This is a genomic window from Parendozoicomonas sp. 2304DJ65-17, assembly GCF_058148445.1.
In genome coordinates this window covers 237,271-255,779 of record NZ_JBYVJV010000002.1, presented here as the reverse complement: position 1 = coordinate 255,779, position 18,509 = coordinate 237,271, and the positions used below count along the sequence as shown (strand labels likewise).

14 protein-coding genes are annotated in these 18,509 nt (G+C 48.6%); 9 read left to right on the top strand and 5 right to left on the bottom strand.

Translation table 11 applies throughout. From position 1 onward, the window contains the following. The first annotated feature begins 13 nt into the window (after positions 1 to 13). Positions 14 to 1,378: a tRNA (N6-isopentenyl adenosine(37)-C2)-methylthiotransferase MiaB gene (gene miaB, locus ACY2RR_RS06170; RefSeq protein WP_490107265.1), complete on the top strand. Its 1,365-nt coding sequence runs from the start codon at positions 14 to 16 to the stop codon at positions 1,376 to 1,378. Positions 1,379 to 1,458: 80 nt separating this feature from the next. On the opposite strand, the gene ACY2RR_RS06165 is transcribed toward miaB, so the two are convergent. Next, positions 1,459 to 3,120, bottom strand: a complete 1,662-nt coding sequence (locus ACY2RR_RS06165) for a putative bifunctional diguanylate cyclase/phosphodiesterase (protein ID WP_490107264.1) — start codon at positions 3,118 to 3,120, stop codon at positions 1,459 to 1,461. Between the two features lie 189 nt (positions 3,121 to 3,309). Here ACY2RR_RS06165 and ACY2RR_RS06160 point away from each other — a divergent pair, with 189 nt between their 5' ends. Further along, a complete protein-coding gene (locus ACY2RR_RS06160) occupies positions 3,310 to 4,032 on the top strand; it encodes a class I SAM-dependent methyltransferase (RefSeq protein ID WP_490107263.1) in 723 nt (240 codons plus the stop codon). 26 nt (positions 4,033 to 4,058) lie between these two features. On the opposite strand, the gene ACY2RR_RS06155 is transcribed toward ACY2RR_RS06160, so the two are convergent. From ACY2RR_RS06155 to ACY2RR_RS06145, 3 genes are read right to left on the bottom strand one after another with little or no spacing between them, the layout of a single operon-like run. Further along, on the bottom strand, positions 4,059 to 4,886 hold the full coding sequence (locus tag ACY2RR_RS06155; protein WP_490107262.1) for an acyl-CoA thioesterase: 828 nt from the start codon (positions 4,884 to 4,886) through the stop codon (positions 4,059 to 4,061). Positions 4,887 to 4,891: 5 nt separating this feature from the next. Continuing rightward, on the bottom strand, positions 4,892 to 7,933 hold the full coding sequence (locus tag ACY2RR_RS06150) for an efflux RND transporter permease subunit (protein ID WP_490107261.1): 3,042 nt from the start codon (positions 7,931 to 7,933) through the stop codon (positions 4,892 to 4,894). A 5-nt stretch (positions 7,934 to 7,938) separates the two neighbouring features. Next, positions 7,939 to 9,027 carry an efflux RND transporter periplasmic adaptor subunit gene (locus ACY2RR_RS06145; RefSeq protein WP_490107260.1) on the bottom strand — a complete coding sequence of 363 codons (1,089 nt, stop codon included), beginning with the start codon at positions 9,025 to 9,027 and terminating at the stop codon, positions 7,939 to 7,941. A 148-nt stretch (positions 9,028 to 9,175) separates the two neighbouring features. On the opposite strand from ACY2RR_RS06145, the gene ACY2RR_RS06140 reads away from it, so the two are divergent. Beyond that, positions 9,176 to 9,814 (top strand): TetR/AcrR family transcriptional regulator, encoded by a 639-nt coding sequence (locus ACY2RR_RS06140; RefSeq protein WP_490107259.1) that lies wholly within the window; start codon positions 9,176 to 9,178, stop codon positions 9,812 to 9,814. A 56-nt stretch (positions 9,815 to 9,870) separates the two neighbouring features. Here the strand turns inward: ACY2RR_RS06140 and ACY2RR_RS06135 are convergent, their stop codons facing one another. Then, positions 9,871 to 11,856, bottom strand: coding sequence for an SDR family oxidoreductase (locus ACY2RR_RS06135; RefSeq protein ID WP_490107258.1), 1,986 nt, complete (start codon positions 11,854 to 11,856; stop codon positions 9,871 to 9,873). A 428-nt stretch (positions 11,857 to 12,284) separates the two neighbouring features. Here ACY2RR_RS06135 and ACY2RR_RS06130 point away from each other — a divergent pair, with 428 nt between their 5' ends. The 6 genes from ACY2RR_RS06130 to ACY2RR_RS06105 all read left to right on the top strand — a co-directional run bounded on the left by ACY2RR_RS06130 (position 12,285) and on the right by ACY2RR_RS06105 (position 18,335). Continuing rightward, positions 12,285 to 13,271 (top strand): PhoH family protein, encoded by a 987-nt coding sequence (locus ACY2RR_RS06130; RefSeq protein ID WP_490107257.1) that lies wholly within the window; start codon positions 12,285 to 12,287, stop codon positions 13,269 to 13,271. Then, the gene (ybeY, locus tag ACY2RR_RS06125; RefSeq protein WP_490107256.1) at positions 13,271 to 13,741 is read left to right on the top strand and encodes an rRNA maturation RNase YbeY; all 471 of its coding nucleotides are present in this window, start codon (positions 13,271 to 13,273) and stop codon (positions 13,739 to 13,741) included. Before ACY2RR_RS06130 ends, ybeY begins: the two co-directional genes overlap by 1 nt. Continuing rightward, a complete protein-coding gene (locus ACY2RR_RS06120; protein WP_490107255.1) occupies positions 13,734 to 14,588 on the top strand; it encodes a CorC family transporter in 855 nt (284 codons plus the stop codon). The genes ybeY and ACY2RR_RS06120 overlap by 8 nt, the downstream gene beginning before the upstream one ends. A gap of 23 nt (positions 14,589 to 14,611) precedes the next feature. Continuing rightward, positions 14,612 to 16,117, top strand: a complete 1,506-nt coding sequence (lnt, locus tag ACY2RR_RS06115; RefSeq protein ID WP_490107254.1) for an apolipoprotein N-acyltransferase — start codon at positions 14,612 to 14,614, stop codon at positions 16,115 to 16,117. A 115-nt stretch (positions 16,118 to 16,232) separates the two neighbouring features. Then, a complete protein-coding gene (locus ACY2RR_RS06110) occupies positions 16,233 to 17,156 on the top strand; it encodes a hypothetical protein (RefSeq protein ID WP_490107253.1) in 924 nt (307 codons plus the stop codon). Positions 17,157 to 17,336: 180 nt separating this feature from the next. Beyond that, positions 17,337 to 18,335 carry a type II asparaginase gene (locus ACY2RR_RS06105; RefSeq protein WP_490107252.1) on the top strand — a complete coding sequence of 333 codons (999 nt, stop codon included), beginning with the start codon at positions 17,337 to 17,339 and terminating at the stop codon, positions 18,333 to 18,335. The last annotated feature ends 174 nt before the right edge of the window (positions 18,336 to 18,509 follow it).

Genomic DNA, 18,509 nt, shown 5'->3' with positions numbered 1-18,509 from the left:
ACATCAATAGCGCATGGCTACAAAGAAGCTTTTTATCAAGACCCACGGCTGCCAGATGAACGAGTACGACTCTGCCCGTATGGCAGACCTACTCGGTGAAACCCATGAACTGGAGCTGACGGACAACCCTGAAGAAGCCGATGTCCTGCTGGTAAACACCTGCTCCGTTCGGGAAAAGGCACAGGAAAAACTGTTCCACCAGCTAGGTCGCTGGAAGAAACTGAAAGAGCAGAACCCTGATCTTGTGATCGGTGTTGGCGGCTGCGTTGCCAGCCAGGAAGGGGAAGCCATCCGTAAACGTGCTGGTCATGTTGATATGGTCTTCGGCCCTCAGACTCTGCACCGTGTTCCGGAAATGATCGATGCCACTCAGACTAACGGCATTCCTGTTGTTGATGTCACTTTTCCGGAAATTGAGAAGTTCGACAAATTACCTGAGCCTAGTGTTGATGGCCCAACTGCTTTTGTTTCTATCATGGAAGGCTGCAGTAAATACTGTACTTTCTGCATTGTGCCCTTTACACGAGGTGCAGAAGTGAGCCGTCCATTTGATGATGTAATTGCCGAATGCGTTGGCCTGGCCGAGCAGGGCGTTCGAGAAATCAATCTTCTGGGGCAAAACGTAAATGCTTACCGTGGTGACCGTCACGACGGAGATACTGCAGATCTGGCGGAGCTGATTTCCGTTGTCGCAGCAATAGATGGCATTGATCGTATCCGTTTCACGACCTCACACCCACTGGAGTTCTCAGATAGTCTGATAAACGTTTATGGTGAAGTCCCTGAACTGGTAAACCACCTGCATCTGCCGGTTCAGAGCGGTTCCAACAATATTCTGGCAGCGATGAAACGTGACCACACGACCGATGTTTATCTCGACAAGATCAACCGCCTGAAAGCGATTCGCCCTGAGTTAAAAATGTCTTCCGACTTTATTGTTGGCTTCCCAGGCGAAACTGACCAGGACTTTGAAGACACTATGAACCTGATTGCTGAAGTTGGCTTCGATGCATCATTCAGCTTTATCTACAGCAAGCGCCCAGGCACTCCTGCTGTGGACTTCCCGGATGACGTAACCGAAGAAACCAAAAAGCAGCGCCTGAAGATTTTGCAGAACCGTATTGACCAGCAGGTTATGCAGATCAGCCGTCGTTTGGTTGGTTCTACCCAGCGTATTCTGGTGACCGGTTATTCCAAGAAGGATCCAGGCCAGCTCCAAGGCAGAACTGAGTGCAACCGTGTGGTGAACTTCCGCTGTGACAATCCTCGCCTGATTGGCCACTTTGCTGATGTGGAGATTGGTGAAGCACTGCCTCACAGCCTGCGGGGAGAGATGATTTGCTCAGAACTTGAAGACAACTGGTCTTCTGTTGCCTGATTGAAATTTTTCGTTGCTCCACAGACAAAAAAACCCACATAAGAGTGGGTTTTTTTTAACTTCGAAGAGCTTGGATAAATTTAGGGTGACGATGTCATAAACGGCATATGACTTTCACTGCTCATAAGGCCAACCTGTTGTTGCATGGCACGACGATCATCCCAACTTTCGGCATACTTCCTTACTAGTTCATCAGCATCACTGCTTTCTACTGGTTTACTGAACAGGTAACCCTGCCCCAGTGGGCAATCCAGCTGTTGCAACGCTTCCAGCTGCTCAGCATTTTCAATACCTTCTGCCACCGTATCCATGCCGAGATGGTTGGCAATACCAAGAATCAAATTAACCAACCGGATATCTTTGCCATTCTTATGGGAACCGCTGATAAAGCTTCGGTCGATTTTGATCTGGTCAAACTGGAACTGCTGAAGGTAAGCAATTGCGGAATAGCCTGTACCGAAGTCATCGAGGGCAACCTGTATACCAAGACGCTTGATCTCTGCCAGGGTGTCCAGCACATCAACGGTATTATTCAGGAGAATATTTTCTGTTATCTCCAGAATAATATGGCGTGGGTTAACCTGGTGGTGATAAATACTGCGGCGAATAGTTGATACCAACGACAGGCTTTCGAGCTGTTTAGGAGAGATATTCACAGACATCCGCATGGGCTTTCTCGAAAGCTGCTGCATGGCCTTCAGCCGGGCACAGGCCTTATCAAAAACAATCTCTCCGATAGCAACTATTAAGCCGGTTTCTTCGGCCATATCTATAAACGCAGCCGGCGCCAACAGTCCACGGATAGGATGACGCCAGCGAACCAGAGCCTCGAAGCCAATAAGCTCCATATCATTCAGCGAATACTGGGGTTGATACCAAGGCTCAAGTTCATCGGAATCCACAGCCAGCCTTAATTCGCGCTCCAAGCTGAGTTTACCGATAACTTCTTCCTGCAAAATGCTGGTATAAAACTGATAACAGCCCCGGCCACTAGCTTTGGCCTGATACATCGCCAGGTCAGCATCATGCATCAGTTGCAGTGCATCGTTACTATCTTGAGGAGCAACAGCAATACCGATACTGCAAGAGATTTTGAGAGATTCACCAGAAATAGTGGTAAACGGTTCATCAAGACTATCAAGCAACTTCTTGGCAACTTTGCCTGCACCGGAATAATCATTCAGGTGGGTGAGAATCACGGCAAACTCATCACCACCCAATCGAGAGATATAGTCGGTAACCCGGATAAGTTTTTTGAATCGGTCACCAACCTGCTGAAGAAGGTTATCTCCTTCTGTATGACCAAGTTCATCATTAATATCTTTGAATCGATCCAGGTCGATAAGAAGAACCGCAACCTTTCGACCACTACGATTGGCATGGGACAAACTGTCGGCAAGAGCTTCCTGTCCACCTTTTCTGTTCAGAAGATCAGTCAGGGCATCACGTCGGGCAACTTCACGGGCGCGCTGCAAGGCATCTTCTTTTTCTTCAAGGGCTTCACCCAGCTGGCTATAGGCATTGCGGGCATCATTCCACCGGTACGCTCCAAAGAGAATAAAAGCCCAGGAAAGCACGAAGGTAAGAGTCATCAGCTCGCCAAGCCGTAACTCTGGGTTCTGGTCTGCGTATGTGTGGATACGCTCAAACAAATCATATTCCGTCGCAACTATGAAGGTCACAACGGACAGCACTCCCAATACGCAAATATCGCTACTCAGAATTTTACGTAACCAGCTCATCAAAGCCCCAAATATCCCGACAACAAAACGTGAATAGCTGACACTGAATCAGACAGCGAACATTTTGTACCATAATCGATAGTGAAACTGAGACACCGTACAACAATCTGAACATTCGATTCACGACCCAGCTCAATAGTTTTTTAATCGGTTTCAGGTTTCTTTAATTAAATCAAAAGGATAAATACTGTGATCTACAGGCCCGGTTACGAGCATAATATTCTCAGGGGTACGCAGTCTCCACGCCCCTGGGATATCGAAAAGGAAATCATGCAGGCAGTGCAACCGGGTATGCGTGTACTGGATCTCTGCTGTGGGACAATGTTCAAAACCCTCCCAGTAGCGCAGGTTGCAGACGAAGTGTTTGCTCTCGATATCAGTATGCCGATGCTCCAGCAAGCCAATACCCACGCCCAAAATCACAGCATCAAAAATATTCATTTGACTCAGGGTGACAGAACTTCATTACCTTTTCGTAATGAAAGTTTTGACCTTATTCTGGGGATTATGGCCACCCTGAACCCTGATGAGGTATTTCACCTGCTCAAACCCGACGGAAAACTTCTGGCGGAACGCACCGATGACCGGGACCAGGAAAATATTAAAACTCCCTTTGGAAAAGATGAGCATGGCTGGCGAGGTTTAAACCTTCACTATGACCGAGGACAGCTCATCAAGGATATAAATAAAGGTCTTGAAGATTACTCTTCATCAGAAGTGATACAGGGTGAGTGGGACACCTGGTACTGCACGGAAGGGCTGGAGAAATTGCTGACAGAAGTAAAAGGGTTTGTCAGAGGATTCGATATAGAAAAGGATAGAATCGCCTTTGGCCAGTTAGTGGATGAGCAAATAACTGACAAAGGCATTCATACCGTTCAAAAACGCCTGTTGATCAAAGCGGTGAAGTAACCCTTTGACCAACAAGACTATGACAATTAACCAAACACAGTCACGACTTGTCTTCCCAATGCGACAGCAGTTTTGTCAGGAGCATAAATGGTGTACTGCTGCTGACCGTAACCGTGGTTGAAATGCTCCAGTGTGGTTTCTACAAACCACCAGTCATCTTTGCGGGCAACAAAGTCATCCTGAAGGATTTCCAGCATCCAGGTCAGTGAGCTGGCGGGGGCAGGTTTTTTCATTTTGGAAAGCGCTGGTGTGGGAGGAATATCTGCCACCATAACCAAATGTTCCATATCACTCAGGCCTTCTTCTTTGCCCTTAATCCAGATGCCTGTGGTATTTCCTTTCTGGGCGGAGAAAGGCATTCCACCAATACCCCAGTGCATTTCGTACTGGCGGGTAAACTCCGGTGTTATTCCTTTGATGTAAGGAAACGCCATCACCTCTTCCGGACCTTTAACACCTTCCGGGAAAGATTTCGCTTCCAGTTCAACAGATGATTCCCTGGATAAACCAAAGCAGGCATTCATTGAGCAACAGACGCCACCACCTTGAACGATTTCCGCATGCATCTGGGTAACATTTTTACCCTGCCGAAGCTTACGCACCTGAATCTCAATCTCTCCCACAGCAATAGGAGCAACAAAACTCACCAGGATACTGCGCAGGGGCGTGTCTTCCTCCAAGACCATTCCCATGGCACGCAGGGAAAGTGCGGCCTGAATGCCACCAAAACAGGCTCGCCCCTGAGCCCAGTTCTCAGTGATTTCCGCAAGAAAACGGTGGGTTCCTGTTGCCGGATCATGATCCGAAACAGGGGTTATCTGATCGGCCAGCTCACTGTAAGACTTTTCACTCATTATTTTTATCCTTTAGCTGTCTTTGGTGTGAACAGTAGATACAACACCGGTACGACAAAGAGAGTCAGAAGAGTGGAAACCATAAGGCCGCCAATAATGCTCCACCCCATCGGCGCCCACATGGAAGAGTTTCCAAGCGTCAGGGGCAGTAGCCCGCCAATAGTTGTCAGAGTTGTCAGAATGATTGGAAGCAGTCGTGTAATCGAAGATTCGATCACTGACGCTTTCAGACTTCGCCCGTTGTGCCGGAGCTGGTTGGCATAATCCACAAGAATGATCGAATTGTTCACCACAATTCCCACCAGAGAGGTCAAGCCAACAAGTGCGGTGAACGAGAAGGTATTGCCGGTAAACAGCAGCGCCAGAATCGAGCCTGTCATCGCAAACGGAATAGCGGCAAAGATAATCACCGGCTGGCTAAATGAACGGAACTGCAAAACCAGAACCGCAAAGATACCCATTAAAGCAACAAGGCCAACCTGCCCCATACCACCGAAGGATTCCTTACGTTTCTCCTGTTCCCCGCCAACCTGATAGCTAACACCTTCCGGCCAGTGCAATTCATCCAACTTGGCGATAACAATATTGGTAACCGCTTCAGCCTGATAACCAGGCTCAACATCAGCCGTTACCCGAGACATACGCTCAGTCATATTGTGCTGAAGGCGGGCCAAAGCATCCTGCATTTCAAAGCTTGCTAACTGTGGCAGCGGTACCAGAGAGCCATTGGTGGAACGCACCATCATGTTTTCAAAGTCATCAACCTGCGGGCGATCCTGCCCCAGAGACTTCACCAGGATCGGGTAATCCTCACCATCATCCCCCCGGTACTGCCCAACATTTAAGCCAACAAGGCTGGCTCGAATAGCCTGGTCAATCGCGTTGATAGGAACCCCAAACATAGCGGCCTTCTCCCGATTGATATTCACCTGCATATCAATCTTTCGATGGGCCAGCGGGTTATCAACACTCACTATTCCTTCAACAGACTCCATTGCTGCCGCAACTTTGGCAGCCTGCTTACGCAACAGGTTTAAGTCATCACTCAACACTCGAATAGAAACTGGGGCTTCATAAGGAGGGCCCTGTAGCAACTCTTTTACTGTGACTTTGGCACCAGAGAAACGGGCAAAGTCTTTGCGAACCTCTGTAACAAACTTGCCACGGGATATGTCATCCCCCGCCTCCAGCTGAACAAGCAACTGAGCATAAGAAGGCACTTGTCGTTTTGGAATTTCGTTATAGAAGATACGAGGGTTACCTTTACCGATATTGGTGGTAACTGACGTCACTTCCGGATAACGGTTAACAATATCTTCCACTTCAAGGGCTAACAGACGGGTACGGTCAAAGCTGGCACTTTCGGGCGCGTCAATATTAACCAGTACCATTGGTTTATCGGCTTTCGGGAACATACTGACGCCAACCATTGGCAGCAAGGTCAGACTTCCAACAAACAAACCTACCGAAACAGCCAACACCAGCCAGGGGCGATTCAGCGCAGATTTCAAAGCTCGGGCATAAGGCCCCTGTGCCAGCACTTCTATAGCCTGCAGAACCTTTGGTTCCTTTTCGACTTTGGCTGGGAACAGCCGGCTCGCCATTAGCGGCGTCAGGCTCAGAGCTATAAGAAGAGATGCAAGAAGAGTCAGAACAACAGTGACCGGCATGGAACGAATAAATGTTCCAGCACCTGTTTGAAGCAGAAGCATGGGTAAAAAGGCCAGCATTGTGGTGACGGTACCACTGGCCACAGCCCAGCCAACCTGGCTTGCGCCTTCTACGGCAGCTGTCTGACGATCGTATCCACCCCGCAGAAAACGCCCTACGTTCTCAGTAACAACAATGGCATTATCCACCAGCAAGCCAAGGGCAATAACCAAGCCTACAATCGACATTTGCTGCAAACCAAAACCACTGAGATCAACCCACCCCAGTGCAATAACCACCGACATGGGAATAACAATCACGATAACGAATGCGGACCGGAAACCAAGAGCAATGAGGGTAATACCCGCCACCAGCGCCAGACCAAGCAGCAGGCTGTTCATAAAACTGTTCAGTCGTTTTTCAACACTGATACCCTGATCATGGACATAGGCCACACTCATGCCAGCAGGCAGGTTCAGGGCAAATTTATCAACAACCTCATCCAAACCATCCAGCACAGATAGGATGTTGCTGCCCTTACGCTGAACAACGGAAATAAACACACTGCGCTGCCCGTTGTAGCGAGCTTCATAGGAAGGAAGAGCATCGCCCTGTGATACTGAAGCGATATCTTCAACATAAATCACCCGAGCCGGTGAAGAGACAACAGCGGTGCGACGTATCTGATCAAGATCCCGGAAATCACCACTGGTGCGCACTGTCATTCGGCGCTCACCCGCCAGAGCATGACCGCCTGGCAGATTCACGCTAGATGCTCTTACGGCATTCAGAAGGTCTTCAATACCAATATTGAGCGCCTGCATTTTCAGAAGGTCAGCGCGAATATGAACCTGCTGCTCCGGGAAAGCATCCACATCAGCACGCTTAACACCGGAGACCCTTTCCAGCTTTTTCTCCAGCATTTCTGCCTGGGTTTTCAATTCCCAATAACTGGCGGTTTCAGACATCAAAGCCACCTGTAAGATGTTCACATCCGCAGGAGAAATTTTGTCTACAGACAGGAATTGAATCCCTTCAGGCAATTGGTCACGAACACGGGACACTTCTGAAACAACATCGTCATATTTTTCTTCTGGGTCTGTACCGAACAGGAATTCAACCCGAATAACCGCCAGACCATCTTCCACATCGCCTTTCAGCTCTTTGATGTCGTCCAGTTCTTTGATGGCTTCTTCCAGTGGATCAAGAACCAGCTTTTCCATATCTACCGGATTGGTTCCGGGATAAACCACCCGCACCATAGCTGCAGAGAAATCAAACTGGGGGTCTTCAGAACGCGGCATTGTATTTAAAGAGACAATACCTAAAGAAATCAGCAGAAGAATAATAACCAGCGTGAACTGAAAGTTATTAATCGCTATACGGGGCAACTGCATATTAATTACCCCTCTTTATCGGCCAGTTCTGATTTTGTTTTTCTGCCAACGACACGCACTTTATCGCCATCATGCAGGAAGGCTGCACCGGTTGTGACTACGAGCTCGCCCTCTTCCACATCACCGGATACAGCAACAAAGCTACCTTCGAGATAGTGAGTACGTATCTGCCTGGCAGACACCGTGTCGTCATCATTCAGAACATAAACGACACCCATAGGGCTCATCGCAGAAACCAGTGCCAGTGATGGCAGTTTTACAACTCTTTCTTTCTGGCTGGGTTCTATACGAATGCGACCAACATAACCGTCACGAAGCCGGACATCAGTCACAGGGTCAAGGGCAATCTCGACTTCAAACAGACCTGAACGCTCTTCTGCAGCTTCTGATATTTCACTGACCTTGCCGGTGAAAGCCTGAAGAGGCCAGGGGTCAAAACGGACTGAAACCGGGTCATTGTGACGTACCAGAACAACCTTCCGGTCTGAAAGTGCGGTACGCATAATCCAGCCACGGGATTCATCCGCAAGAGTGAAAGCAATCTGGTTTGGCGCAATCAGTTCGCCAGCTTCAACCATTCGGCGAACGATACGTCCAGCCGCTGGGGCTTTGATAGAGGAGTAGCGTAAATTAAACCGAGCCACGCGAAGCTGAGACTCCACAACATCCAGTTCCGTTTCCGCATCCTGAAGCTGGTCGAGTGAGACAACATTCTTCTTGTAGAGTTTTTTCAATCGCTCAACATTGCGCTGTGCATTATCAAAGCGGGCTTCAGCTTCTCCAACTCTGGCCTGAACTTCTTCTGTATCCAGTACGGCCAGAACCTGACCTTTCTCTACAGCATCTCCTTCTTCAACAAGGATATTGGCAACCGGACCACCAACTTTGAAGGCCAGCTTTTGTGTGGATTTATAGGCCAGAAGAGCACTGATGCTAATGGGACGAGCAGCCTGTTGATAATGAACCGTGGCAACTTCAACAGGGCGTATAGACTGTTCAGGAGATACCGCAGAAACCAGTTGGGAAGTCAGGGCAAGAAAACCGCCCAATAACGTATAGCCCAGAGCCACTCTCAGAGAATGAAGGTTGCGCATGCGCTGATTCTTATCCGTTTTTATTAAAAGTAATTCTTATTTGTGCTTATAAAACGGACTCTAGTTTTTAATGTAATCACTGTCAACAATATTGACATCGTCAACTTCTATTCACAGAATTGACAAAAAACAATGACTTTTAATACGAATGATCGAAGCCACTGAGTCCACTAAAAGCTGTCTTGGACAACCCTATCACCATGGCAATCTTCGCCAGGCTTTGTTGGCTGTTGCTTTTGAGCACCTTAAAAAGACAAGCCCTGAGAAACTTAGTCTCCGTGCTTTGGCAAGAGAAATCGGCGTTTCCCAAACAGCTCCCTATCGGCACTTCCCAAACAAAAATCTGCTGTTTGTAGCCATGGCGGTTGAAGGCTTTAAGAAGCTGGAGCAGAGAATCAGGGAAACATCACAGGCTCACGACGATGCCTATGAAGCACTGCTTCTGGGCGCAGAGCATTACATAGCTTTTGCACAGGAAAACCCGGCTCTATACCGCTTGATGTTTGGCCCAGCACTGAATGAATGGCGCAAGCCAGAGTTTATGCACGGAGCGCCGCCTGCTGCTTTTGCCGCACTGGTGGAAGTTATGGAGAAAGCTGTTTCTCAGGGAAGTATTACCGATGAATATCCAGCCTGGTTCTTAGCAAAAAACTGCTGGGCCCAGATTCATGGCCACGCCATGATGGCTATTGATGGAATGCTGGATAAAGGTGCGCCGGAAGGAATGGAGTTTGACCTCAAGTTATCTTTAAGGCTTACACTCGAAGGTAAGCGCCCGAGGAAGTAGGCTGGGTTAGCCGCCTGCTTCAACAACAAACTGCGGCGTAACCCAGCGATGTAACCTTACCAATAAATTCCCCGCATCAATGCAGCAAATGCCACCTGCTCAGAAGAGATTGGCGCAGGTTTCTTTCCAGCTCCCTGAGCTGCGGTTGAATCCGGGAACATCTTGAATCCGGTGTTCATCACAATCTCGCTCACCTGAGGCGCAACAGCATTCATTACCTGCGCGAATACACCCAGGCGAGTCGCAATACGCTTAGGCCTGTTGATGATGGCTTCACACACCATATCTGCGGCTTCATCCGGTGTCAGGGTTGGAACCGAGTCATAGATTTTGGTCGGCCCAATCATCGGCGTACGCACCAGTGGCATATTGATAGTTGTGAACTTCACATTGCGGTCAGAAAACTCAGCAGCCGCGCAACGAGAGAACGCATCCAGTGCTGCTTTAGACGCGACATAAGCCGAAAAGCGAGGTGCATTAGTTAATACGCCGATAGAGGAGATATTAATAATGTGTCCACTCTTACGCTCCAGCATGGCGGGAGAGAAGCCCATTATCAGCTTCAACGCACCAAAGTAGTTCAGCTGCATGGTACGTTCGAAGTCGTGGAAACGATCAAACGACAACGCCAGAGAACGACGAATAGAACGACCAGCATTGTTTACCAGAATATCAATATAACCATGATCCTGCAGAACTTCCTGCACCAACCGGTCACAGTCGTTTACGTCAGCAATATCACAACGGTAAATATGGGCTTCACCACCCATCCGTTCAATTTCGTACTTGGTTTCTTCTAACTTTTCCGGTGTTCTTGCAACAAGAATAATCTTGGCACTGGTTTCACCCAGTTTCATGGCTGTCGCTTTACCAATACCTGACGTCGCGCCAGTCACCATAACCGTTTTGCCTTCAACCCGGCCTTTCAAAGTCCGATCGATAGACAGTTCAGGATCAAGATTACGCTCCCAGTAATCCCATACTTTCGCTGCATAAGTTTTCAATTCCGGGCAGGAAATATCTGAACCTTTCAGGGCTCGCTCTGTATCACGGTTATCAAACTTGGTGGGGTAATTAAGGAACTTCAGAGTTTCCGGAGGAATGCCCATATCCTGAAGAATGGCATTTCGGATGCGCTGTACCGGTGGCAGTTTGGTGATTCCATCCCGAATCATCTTGGGCACAAAACCAAACATACGGGAGTCGATACGCATAGCCATTTTCGGCGCATGACCGGCTTCAGCGAAGATATTCATCACTTCACCAACTTTTGCTGGTTCTGGGTCGGTCAGATGGAAGCAATTGGTATCAACTTTCGGGTTGTGAGCAATGTGATCCATGGCATTCACCACGTAATCCACAGGCACAATGTTCATGCGACCGCCTTCAATACCTACTGTCGGCATCCAGGGTGGCAGGGTCTGACGTAACTTTTGAAGCAGTTTGAAGAAGTAATAAGGGCCGTCGATCTTATCAATTTCACCAGTTTCTGAATGACCAACAACCATGCCTGGGCGGTACACTTTCCAGGGCATTTTCTTGCATTCGTCCCGCACAACCTTTTCTGCAAGATGCTTGGTGCGCAGGTAAGGGTTATCCAGATGCTCGGCTTCTTCGAACATATCTTCCCGGAAGGTTCCCTTATACAAACCTGCCGCAGCAATAGAACTTACGTGGTGGAAGCAGCCGGCTTTCAGGGCTTTGGCACAATCAACAGCAGCACGGGTTCCTTCAATATTGGCCAGTTCCTGTGACTCAGCATCAGCCTGAAGATCGTAAATAGCAGCAAGGTGGAAGAAATGATCAATGTTACCGGCCAGCGCTTCCCGGTCTTCAGCATTCAGGCCAAGAGCTGTTTGTGTGAGATCACCGACCACAGGACGAATACGCTCTGCACCACTTATCACCCGTTCTTTCAGGGTTTCCAGTTTATCCAGAGAGCTTTCCCGAACCAGCACATGAACAGTGCCACCACGAGCCAGCAGTTTTTCAACCAGAAAACGGCCAATAAAGCCTGTGCCACCGGTAACGAAATAATTCATTGGAACTCCTTATCTAGAAACACCGCCACACCAAGTCGCTACTTATAGCTGATCAGAGACAGTATTCCCGGCTCCTGCCTGTGCGACAGCAACCGTGAGGGTTATTTTTATTGTGTTTTCCCTAACTGGCAGCTTCTTTGCTTATCTCGATCAAGCCAGAACTTGTGATAGAGATAAAGCACCTTTCATGCCGAACCTGAAAGTTGTGATGAAAACAGAATTTATGCTCCGGAAGGCTATTATTGTTTTGATTATTTCCGGGCACACGCCAGCTGCTGACAAATATGACAAAAGACGCTCACGATGAAAACAGTTACGGGCTATCTCCCTGAAAAAACTTCCTCAATCCCGCCTTGCTTTTAAAGCCTCCAGCCCCGATATATGCTTAAACATAGAAACTCATTGCCAGAAAGGCTGAATACCACATTTTGAACGCACATCCAGATACTCTGCAGTTCGATATCGAACCCTTCGACGCCCGCCGCTATGCGGAACTCTGCGGCCAGTTTAATGAACACCTGAAACAGATCGAAAACCGTCTCGGCATCCGTATCAGCAGCCGTGGGCAGCGTTTTGAGCTTGCCGGCGAAGATGATCCGGTGCGGGCTGGCAGCCAGGTTATCCAGAAACTCTATGAAGCTACGGCCCAGAACGACAGCCTGACCCCAGATATGGTGCACCTGTATATTCAGGAAACCGGTATGGAGCAGGCAGAAACAGCGTCCAGCGAACAGGATGTTGTGATCCGCACCCGCAAAGGTCTGATTCGCCCACGGGGCAAGAATCAGCAGGATTACGTTCGCACCATCATGAAGAACGATATCAACTTCGGTATCGGCCCTGCAGGAACCGGCAAAACCTATCTTGCTGTGGCTTGTGCGGTGCAGGCTTTGGAACTGGAAGAGATTCAGCGCATTCTTCTGGTGCGCCCGGCGGTAGAAGCTGGCGAAAAGCTTGGCTTCCTTCCCGGTGATCTGGCCCAGAAGATTGACCCATACCTGCGCCCGCTCTACGACGCCCTGTATGAAATGCTGGGCTTCGACCGGGTGACCCGCCTGATTGAAAAGAATGTGATTGAGGTTGCCCCACTGGCTTATATGCGTGGCCGCACCCTGAACAACGCCTTTATTATTCTGGATGAATCCCAGAACACCACCACCGAGCAGATGAAGATGTTCCTGACCCGTATAGGTTTTGGATCAACAGCTGTAATTACCGGTGACATTACCCAGGTCGACCTGCCCCGTAATACCCGCTCAGGCCTGCGCCACGCCAAGGAAGTACTGGAAGGTGTGGACGGCATTGGTGTAACTCAGTTCAGCTCCCGCGATGTTGTGCGCCATCCACTGGTACAACGTATTGTTGAAGCCTATGATCGCCATGAAAACCGGACTGATCAGGAAACACGCAACTGATGTCTGCCTTTATTGATCTGCAGGTTGCCAGCGAAAGCGGCGACCTGCCTTCTGAAGAACAGCTGACCAGCTGGGCCAGCGCTGCCGTACGAGACGAGCGGGATGAAGCGGAAATCAGCATTCGCATTGTTGATGCCGAGGAAGGTCAGGCACTGAACAACCAGTGGCGTAACAAAGACTACGCCACCAATGTTCTGTCATTTCCTTCTGATCTTCCTGCCGAACTTGAGCTGCCCCTTCTCGGAGATTTGGTTATCTGCGCCCCGGTAGTAGCACGGGAAGCAAAAGAACAGCAGAAAACCCTTACCTCACACTGGGCGCATATGGTAATCCATGGCACACTTCATCTGCTGGGTTATGACCATATCGAGGACGATGAGGCTGAGGCAATGGAAGCTTTGGAAACCAGCATTATGAAAGCTCTCGGTTATAACGATCCATACGAGGACAAAACAGAAGACAATGGCTGACGATCACTCGGGCAACGGTAACCCCAACCGAACCTGGCTGGAGAAACTTAAACAGGTTTTCTCTGGCGACCCACAGACCCGTGATGAGCTGCTGGATCAGCTCCGTGATACAGAGCAGCACAGCGATCTGCTCGACAGTGAAGCCCTCCGCATTATTGAAGGTGCACTCCAGGTTTCTGAAATGCAGGTACGGGAGATAATGGTTCCCCGCTCCCAGATGGTTTGTGTAAATTCAGACCAAAAGCCTGAAGAGTTCCTTCCTGATGTTATAGAAGCTGCCCACTCCCGTTTCCCGGTTATCGGGGATAACAAGGATGAAGTTCTGGGTATTCTTCTGGCAAAAGACCTTTTGCCTTTGATTCTGGAAGAGAATCGCAAAAAGTTTGTGATCAAGGATCACCTGCGCCCGGCGACGGTTGTTCCCGAGAGCAAGCGCCTCAATGTTCTTCTTAACGACTTCCGCACCAACCGTAACCACATGGCTATTGTCATCGATGAATATGGCGGTGTGGCAGGTCTTGTCACCATCGAAGATGTTCTTGAACAGATCGTTGGGGATATCGAAGACGAATACGATGTAGAAGAAGACAGTTACATCAAGTCTCTGAGCAACGATGAATTTGTAGTTAAAGCACTCACCCCTATTGAGGACTTTAATGAACATTTTCAGACCCAGTTCAGCGACGATGAGTTTGATACCATTGGCGGTATTGTTATGCAGCAGTTCGGACATCTGCCCAAGCGTAATGAAACCATATCGATGGATGAGTTCTGCTTCCAGATTCTTAATGCTGACAATCGTCGTATAAGACTGCTCAGAGTGACCAGAGCTCCAGCTGGCCTCTGATAAAAAGAGCACACATTTAAAGCATGATGAAAAAAGACTGGCCCGGCCATCTACTGGCCGGACTGGCCGGTGCAGTTGCAACTCTGGCCTTCAGCCCCTTCAATTACTGGCCAGTGATGATTGCCAGTGTTGCAACGCTGTTTACCCTTATCAATAACAAATCTCTGAAAACAGCCGTATTACGCAGCCTGCTTTATGGCATTGGTTTGTATGGAACAGGTGCGTCCTGGGTTTATGTCAGCATTTCCCAGTTTGGTGGCGCTTCAATATTGTTGGCCGGTTTACTAACCGGGCTTTTTATTCTTCTGCTTTCCGCCCTTTTCTTTGTTCCCGTTGGTTATCTTTTCGGTAGATTCACAGGCTCTTTATCAATATGGCGTAAGGTACTCATTTTCTCCGGGCTTTGGGTTATTGGGGAATGGCTGCGTAGTTGGTTATTTACTGGCTTTCCTTGGCTGATGGCAGGCTACACATTGCTGGACACACCGTTCTCAGGGCTAGCTCCTGTAACTGGTGTTTATGGGTTATCCACGCTGGTTGCACTTACTGGAGCAACTCTTGGAGCTCTCATCTTTTCTTACGAGCGAGTAAGACCTCTTTTTGCTATTGCAGCATCCATCGTTACGCTGGCTACTGTCAGCTATGCCCTGAAAGATTATGAGTGGACAACACCTTCAAACGACAAATCACTCTCATTTAGTGCCGTGCAGGGAAATATCTCTCAGGATTTGAAATGGGTACCTGGCCATCTGGATAAAACCATTCAAACCTATTGGTCCCTCACTGCGCCACAATGGCAGAAAGATCTGGTCTTCTGGCCGGAAAACGCGATCCCAACTTTTTACCAGAATGTTCCTGATGTGATGGAACAGCTGGATCAAGTGGCCGAAGAATCCAATACCGCTCTGGTGCTGGGTTTACCCTGGTATGAGGGACGGGAAGATAACCGGAGTATTTACTACAACAGTCTGGTAGGCCTTGGTAAAGCTGACGGCAAATACTTCAAACAAAAGCTGGTTCCCTTTGGCGAGTTTGTGCCCTTTGAAGGTTTGATACGTGGAGTGATCAGTTTCTTTGATCTGCCCATGTCATCCTTCTCAGCCGGTACCGATGAACAAGCAGGTATTTCTCTGCAACAAAAGCCAGTCGCTACATACATCTGTTACGAAAGTGTTTACCCCGATTTTGCCGCCCGACAGGCCATCGACAAAAATATCCTGCTAACGGTTTCTAATGACACTTGGTTTGGTACATCTATTGGCCCCGAACAACATTTCCAGATGGTACGAATGCGCTCTCTGGAAACTGGTCGTTACCAGTTACGAGTCACCAACGACGGTATTACCGCGCTTATAGATCCGTTTGGTAACACGCTCAGCACAATTCCCCGTTATCAGGTTGGCGTGCTTGAAGGTGAAATTCCGGGAATGGAAGGGTTAACGCCATTTATGCGCTTTGGTTCCTGGCCGGTATTGATTCTGGCTTTTGCCTCGCTGCTACTGATACGACAGAGAAAAAACTCTTTGTAACCGTTCCGTTGCCAATATTCCTGACGGAAGCGTTAGCGTAACTAACGCTTCTGGAACCCCTGTTATCACCCCCTGTCTTTATGCGTACCACAGAGCAGAGCTTAGGCATATAGACATGGCACTCCCTTCAATAGCACTCTATAGACGCGTCCCTGATAAAGGTTTTAGTTCCTGGCGGTGTGACTATCAGGATTATTCTCGTGATCATGGTCATAAAAACTGTAAGTGGGCAGGTCACCGTACCCGCCGTCATGATCAGGCTCCATTTATGGCACCGTTTAAACTTGATGTACAAACCCGGGCCAATGCCCGTCGCCTATCTGAAAAAGTACAGGAAATGCATGCCGTGTTTCTCCACCACCTGGGAAACTATGTCGTTCAGGGTTATCCAAAAGAAAAGGCATTCGAACTTGCTAAAGGTTCAGTACAGCACCTGAAAAGAGCTATGGATTCCATGCCTTTACAAGATGCGATCAAGCAACTGTATACCCTCCAGGGGGTTCTCTATTCAGAAGCCGCCCAAATGCGTGTTTGTAGAGAGTTTATACAAGCAGATGCTATTGAGGCTCATGCCCAGAGCCTGACTTCCGTTATTGATGAGAAAATGACGGCTCTTCAAAACCAGTCCAAAGACTGGTGTTGTAAGGCAAAAGAATTGGGTGCCTGGTCACTCAACGGCTTCTGCCGGCTATGTAAAGCCACTGTTTGTCCAAAAAGCTCATTAAGACGAAGCTCTGACTATACAAGTCTTCGTTCCGAGGCAGAAAGCGAACAGATATCTGCGGAAGTGCTGCGACGTTTCCATAATGATCTTGGTTTGTTTAGTACTACCAGAGATTATTGTCAGCTGGTTTGCAAGAGCTGGAAGAAGTTCAAAAGTACTCGTGTTGGAAGCAGCAGAAATATTGATAACTTCATCAAACTGATCATGCTTGGCACTCTAATGGAAGATGATCTTAAGCTTATGGCCAAGTCCAAACGTAATAGAGCCCAAAGACAAGCTTACACCTTCTTAAGGCAGGCCAGGCTTCATGCTTGAACAAGAAAACTCTCAATTAAGCAGGTAGTGGAATCTGCTGAAATCAGGCTTATTTCATTAACATTAATCTTGCCTCATATACAGCCTGCCATTAGGCTGTGCCGTCTTCTCAGCTGGTGGGGCAGCAGGCGCTGATTTCCCGCTATTCTTTTCTATATCTGTTTTCTGCAAGGACTCCTCGTGTCCAGGAAACCACACATTGTAATTCTCGCTACCGGCGGCACGATTGCCGGCTCTGCTGCAACAGAAACCGGTGGCGCATACACCTCTGGCAAAATTGGTGTAGACGACCTGTTATCCGTTATTCCTGAAATACGTAATCTGGCAAATATTTCTGGTGAACAGATTGCCAGTATCGGCTCTCAGGATATGGATGAAACTATCTGGCTGCCCATGGCCAAGCGCTGCAATGAGCTGCTTGCCCGTGACGATGTTGATGGTCTTGTTATTACGCATGGCACAGACACTATGGAAGAAACCGCCTTCTTCCTGCACCTGACTGTACGCTCTGATAAACCTGTTGTTGTTACGGGAGCCATGCGCCCCGCCAATGCCCATAGCGCAGATGGCCCGATGAACCTGTTCGAAGCTGTTGCTACCGCAGTGGCTCCAGAATCACACGGCCGCGGTGTTATGGTTGTTACAAACGACACTGTATTTGGTGCCCGTGACGTCACCAAATCCTGCACTACAGCTATTCATACATTCCAGGCTCCCAACTTTGGTCCCCTCGGCCATATCCATGCCCAGCATGTTGAATTCCAGCGCAAACCGCAGCGTAAGCACACGACAGAGTCTGAATTCAATGTTGATGACCTGACTGAGCTACCCAAAGTTGGTATTGCCTTCGCTCATGCAGGTGGCGACAGCGCTATCGCGGTGAATGCTTTTATCAAGCATAACTACGATGGCATTATTCACGCCGGTTTTGGTAACGGTAACTTCAACCATGAAGTGGGCGATGCTCTGAAGAAAGCTGTTCAAAAAGGTGCCACTATTATTCGGGCATCTCGCGCTCTCAGTGGAGCTGTAACTGAAGCAGGTGAAGTGAATGATGACAGTTATGGTTTTGTGGCCTCTGGTTTGCTGAACCCTCAAAAGGCACGCATTCTTCTGCAACTGGCTTTAACCCAAACCCGTGACCGTCAACGTATACGAGAGTTTTTTAAAGCTTATTAGTAGCCCTCACAGCAACATAGCCGGTGCAACACCTGTACCGGTTATCCATCATTTCCCCTTCCAATAAGAGAACCCTATTACTACCGCTTATTTTGCTTCAACTGATTCACTTTGGGAGTTAATCCGCAACAATAACAACAAAACCCCAAACTCCATTGCGCAAAGTCCCTAATC

Coding starts and splice junctions, on each gene's coding strand:
- ACY2RR_RS06150 (WP_490107261.1), bottom strand. CDS start 7,933: ATGCAGTTGCCCCGTATAGCGATTAATAACTTTCAGTTCACGCTGGTT.
- ACY2RR_RS06145 (WP_490107260.1), bottom strand. CDS start 9,027: ATGCGCAACCTTCATTCTCTGAGAGTGGCTCTGGGCTATACGTTATTG.
- ACY2RR_RS06165 (WP_490107264.1), bottom strand. CDS start 3,120: ATGAGCTGGTTACGTAAAATTCTGAGTAGCGATATTTGCGTATTGGGA.
- ACY2RR_RS06110 (WP_490107253.1), top strand. CDS start 16,233: ATGGCACTCCCTTCAATAGCACTCTATAGACGCGTCCCTGATAAAGGT.
- ybeY (WP_490107256.1), top strand. CDS start 13,271: ATGTCTGCCTTTATTGATCTGCAGGTTGCCAGCGAAAGCGGCGACCTG.
- ACY2RR_RS06135 (WP_490107258.1), bottom strand. CDS start 11,856: ATGAATTATTTCGTTACCGGTGGCACAGGCTTTATTGGCCGTTTTCTG.
- ACY2RR_RS06120 (WP_490107255.1), top strand. CDS start 13,734: ATGGCTGACGATCACTCGGGCAACGGTAACCCCAACCGAACCTGGCTG.
- ACY2RR_RS06155 (WP_490107262.1), bottom strand. CDS start 4,886: ATGAGTGAAAAGTCTTACAGTGAGCTGGCCGATCAGATAACCCCTGTT.
- lnt (WP_490107254.1), top strand. CDS start 14,612: ATGATGAAAAAAGACTGGCCCGGCCATCTACTGGCCGGACTGGCCGGT.
- miaB (WP_490107265.1), top strand. CDS start 14: ATGGCTACAAAGAAGCTTTTTATCAAGACCCACGGCTGCCAGATGAAC.
- ACY2RR_RS06140 (WP_490107259.1), top strand. CDS start 9,176: ATGATCGAAGCCACTGAGTCCACTAAAAGCTGTCTTGGACAACCCTAT.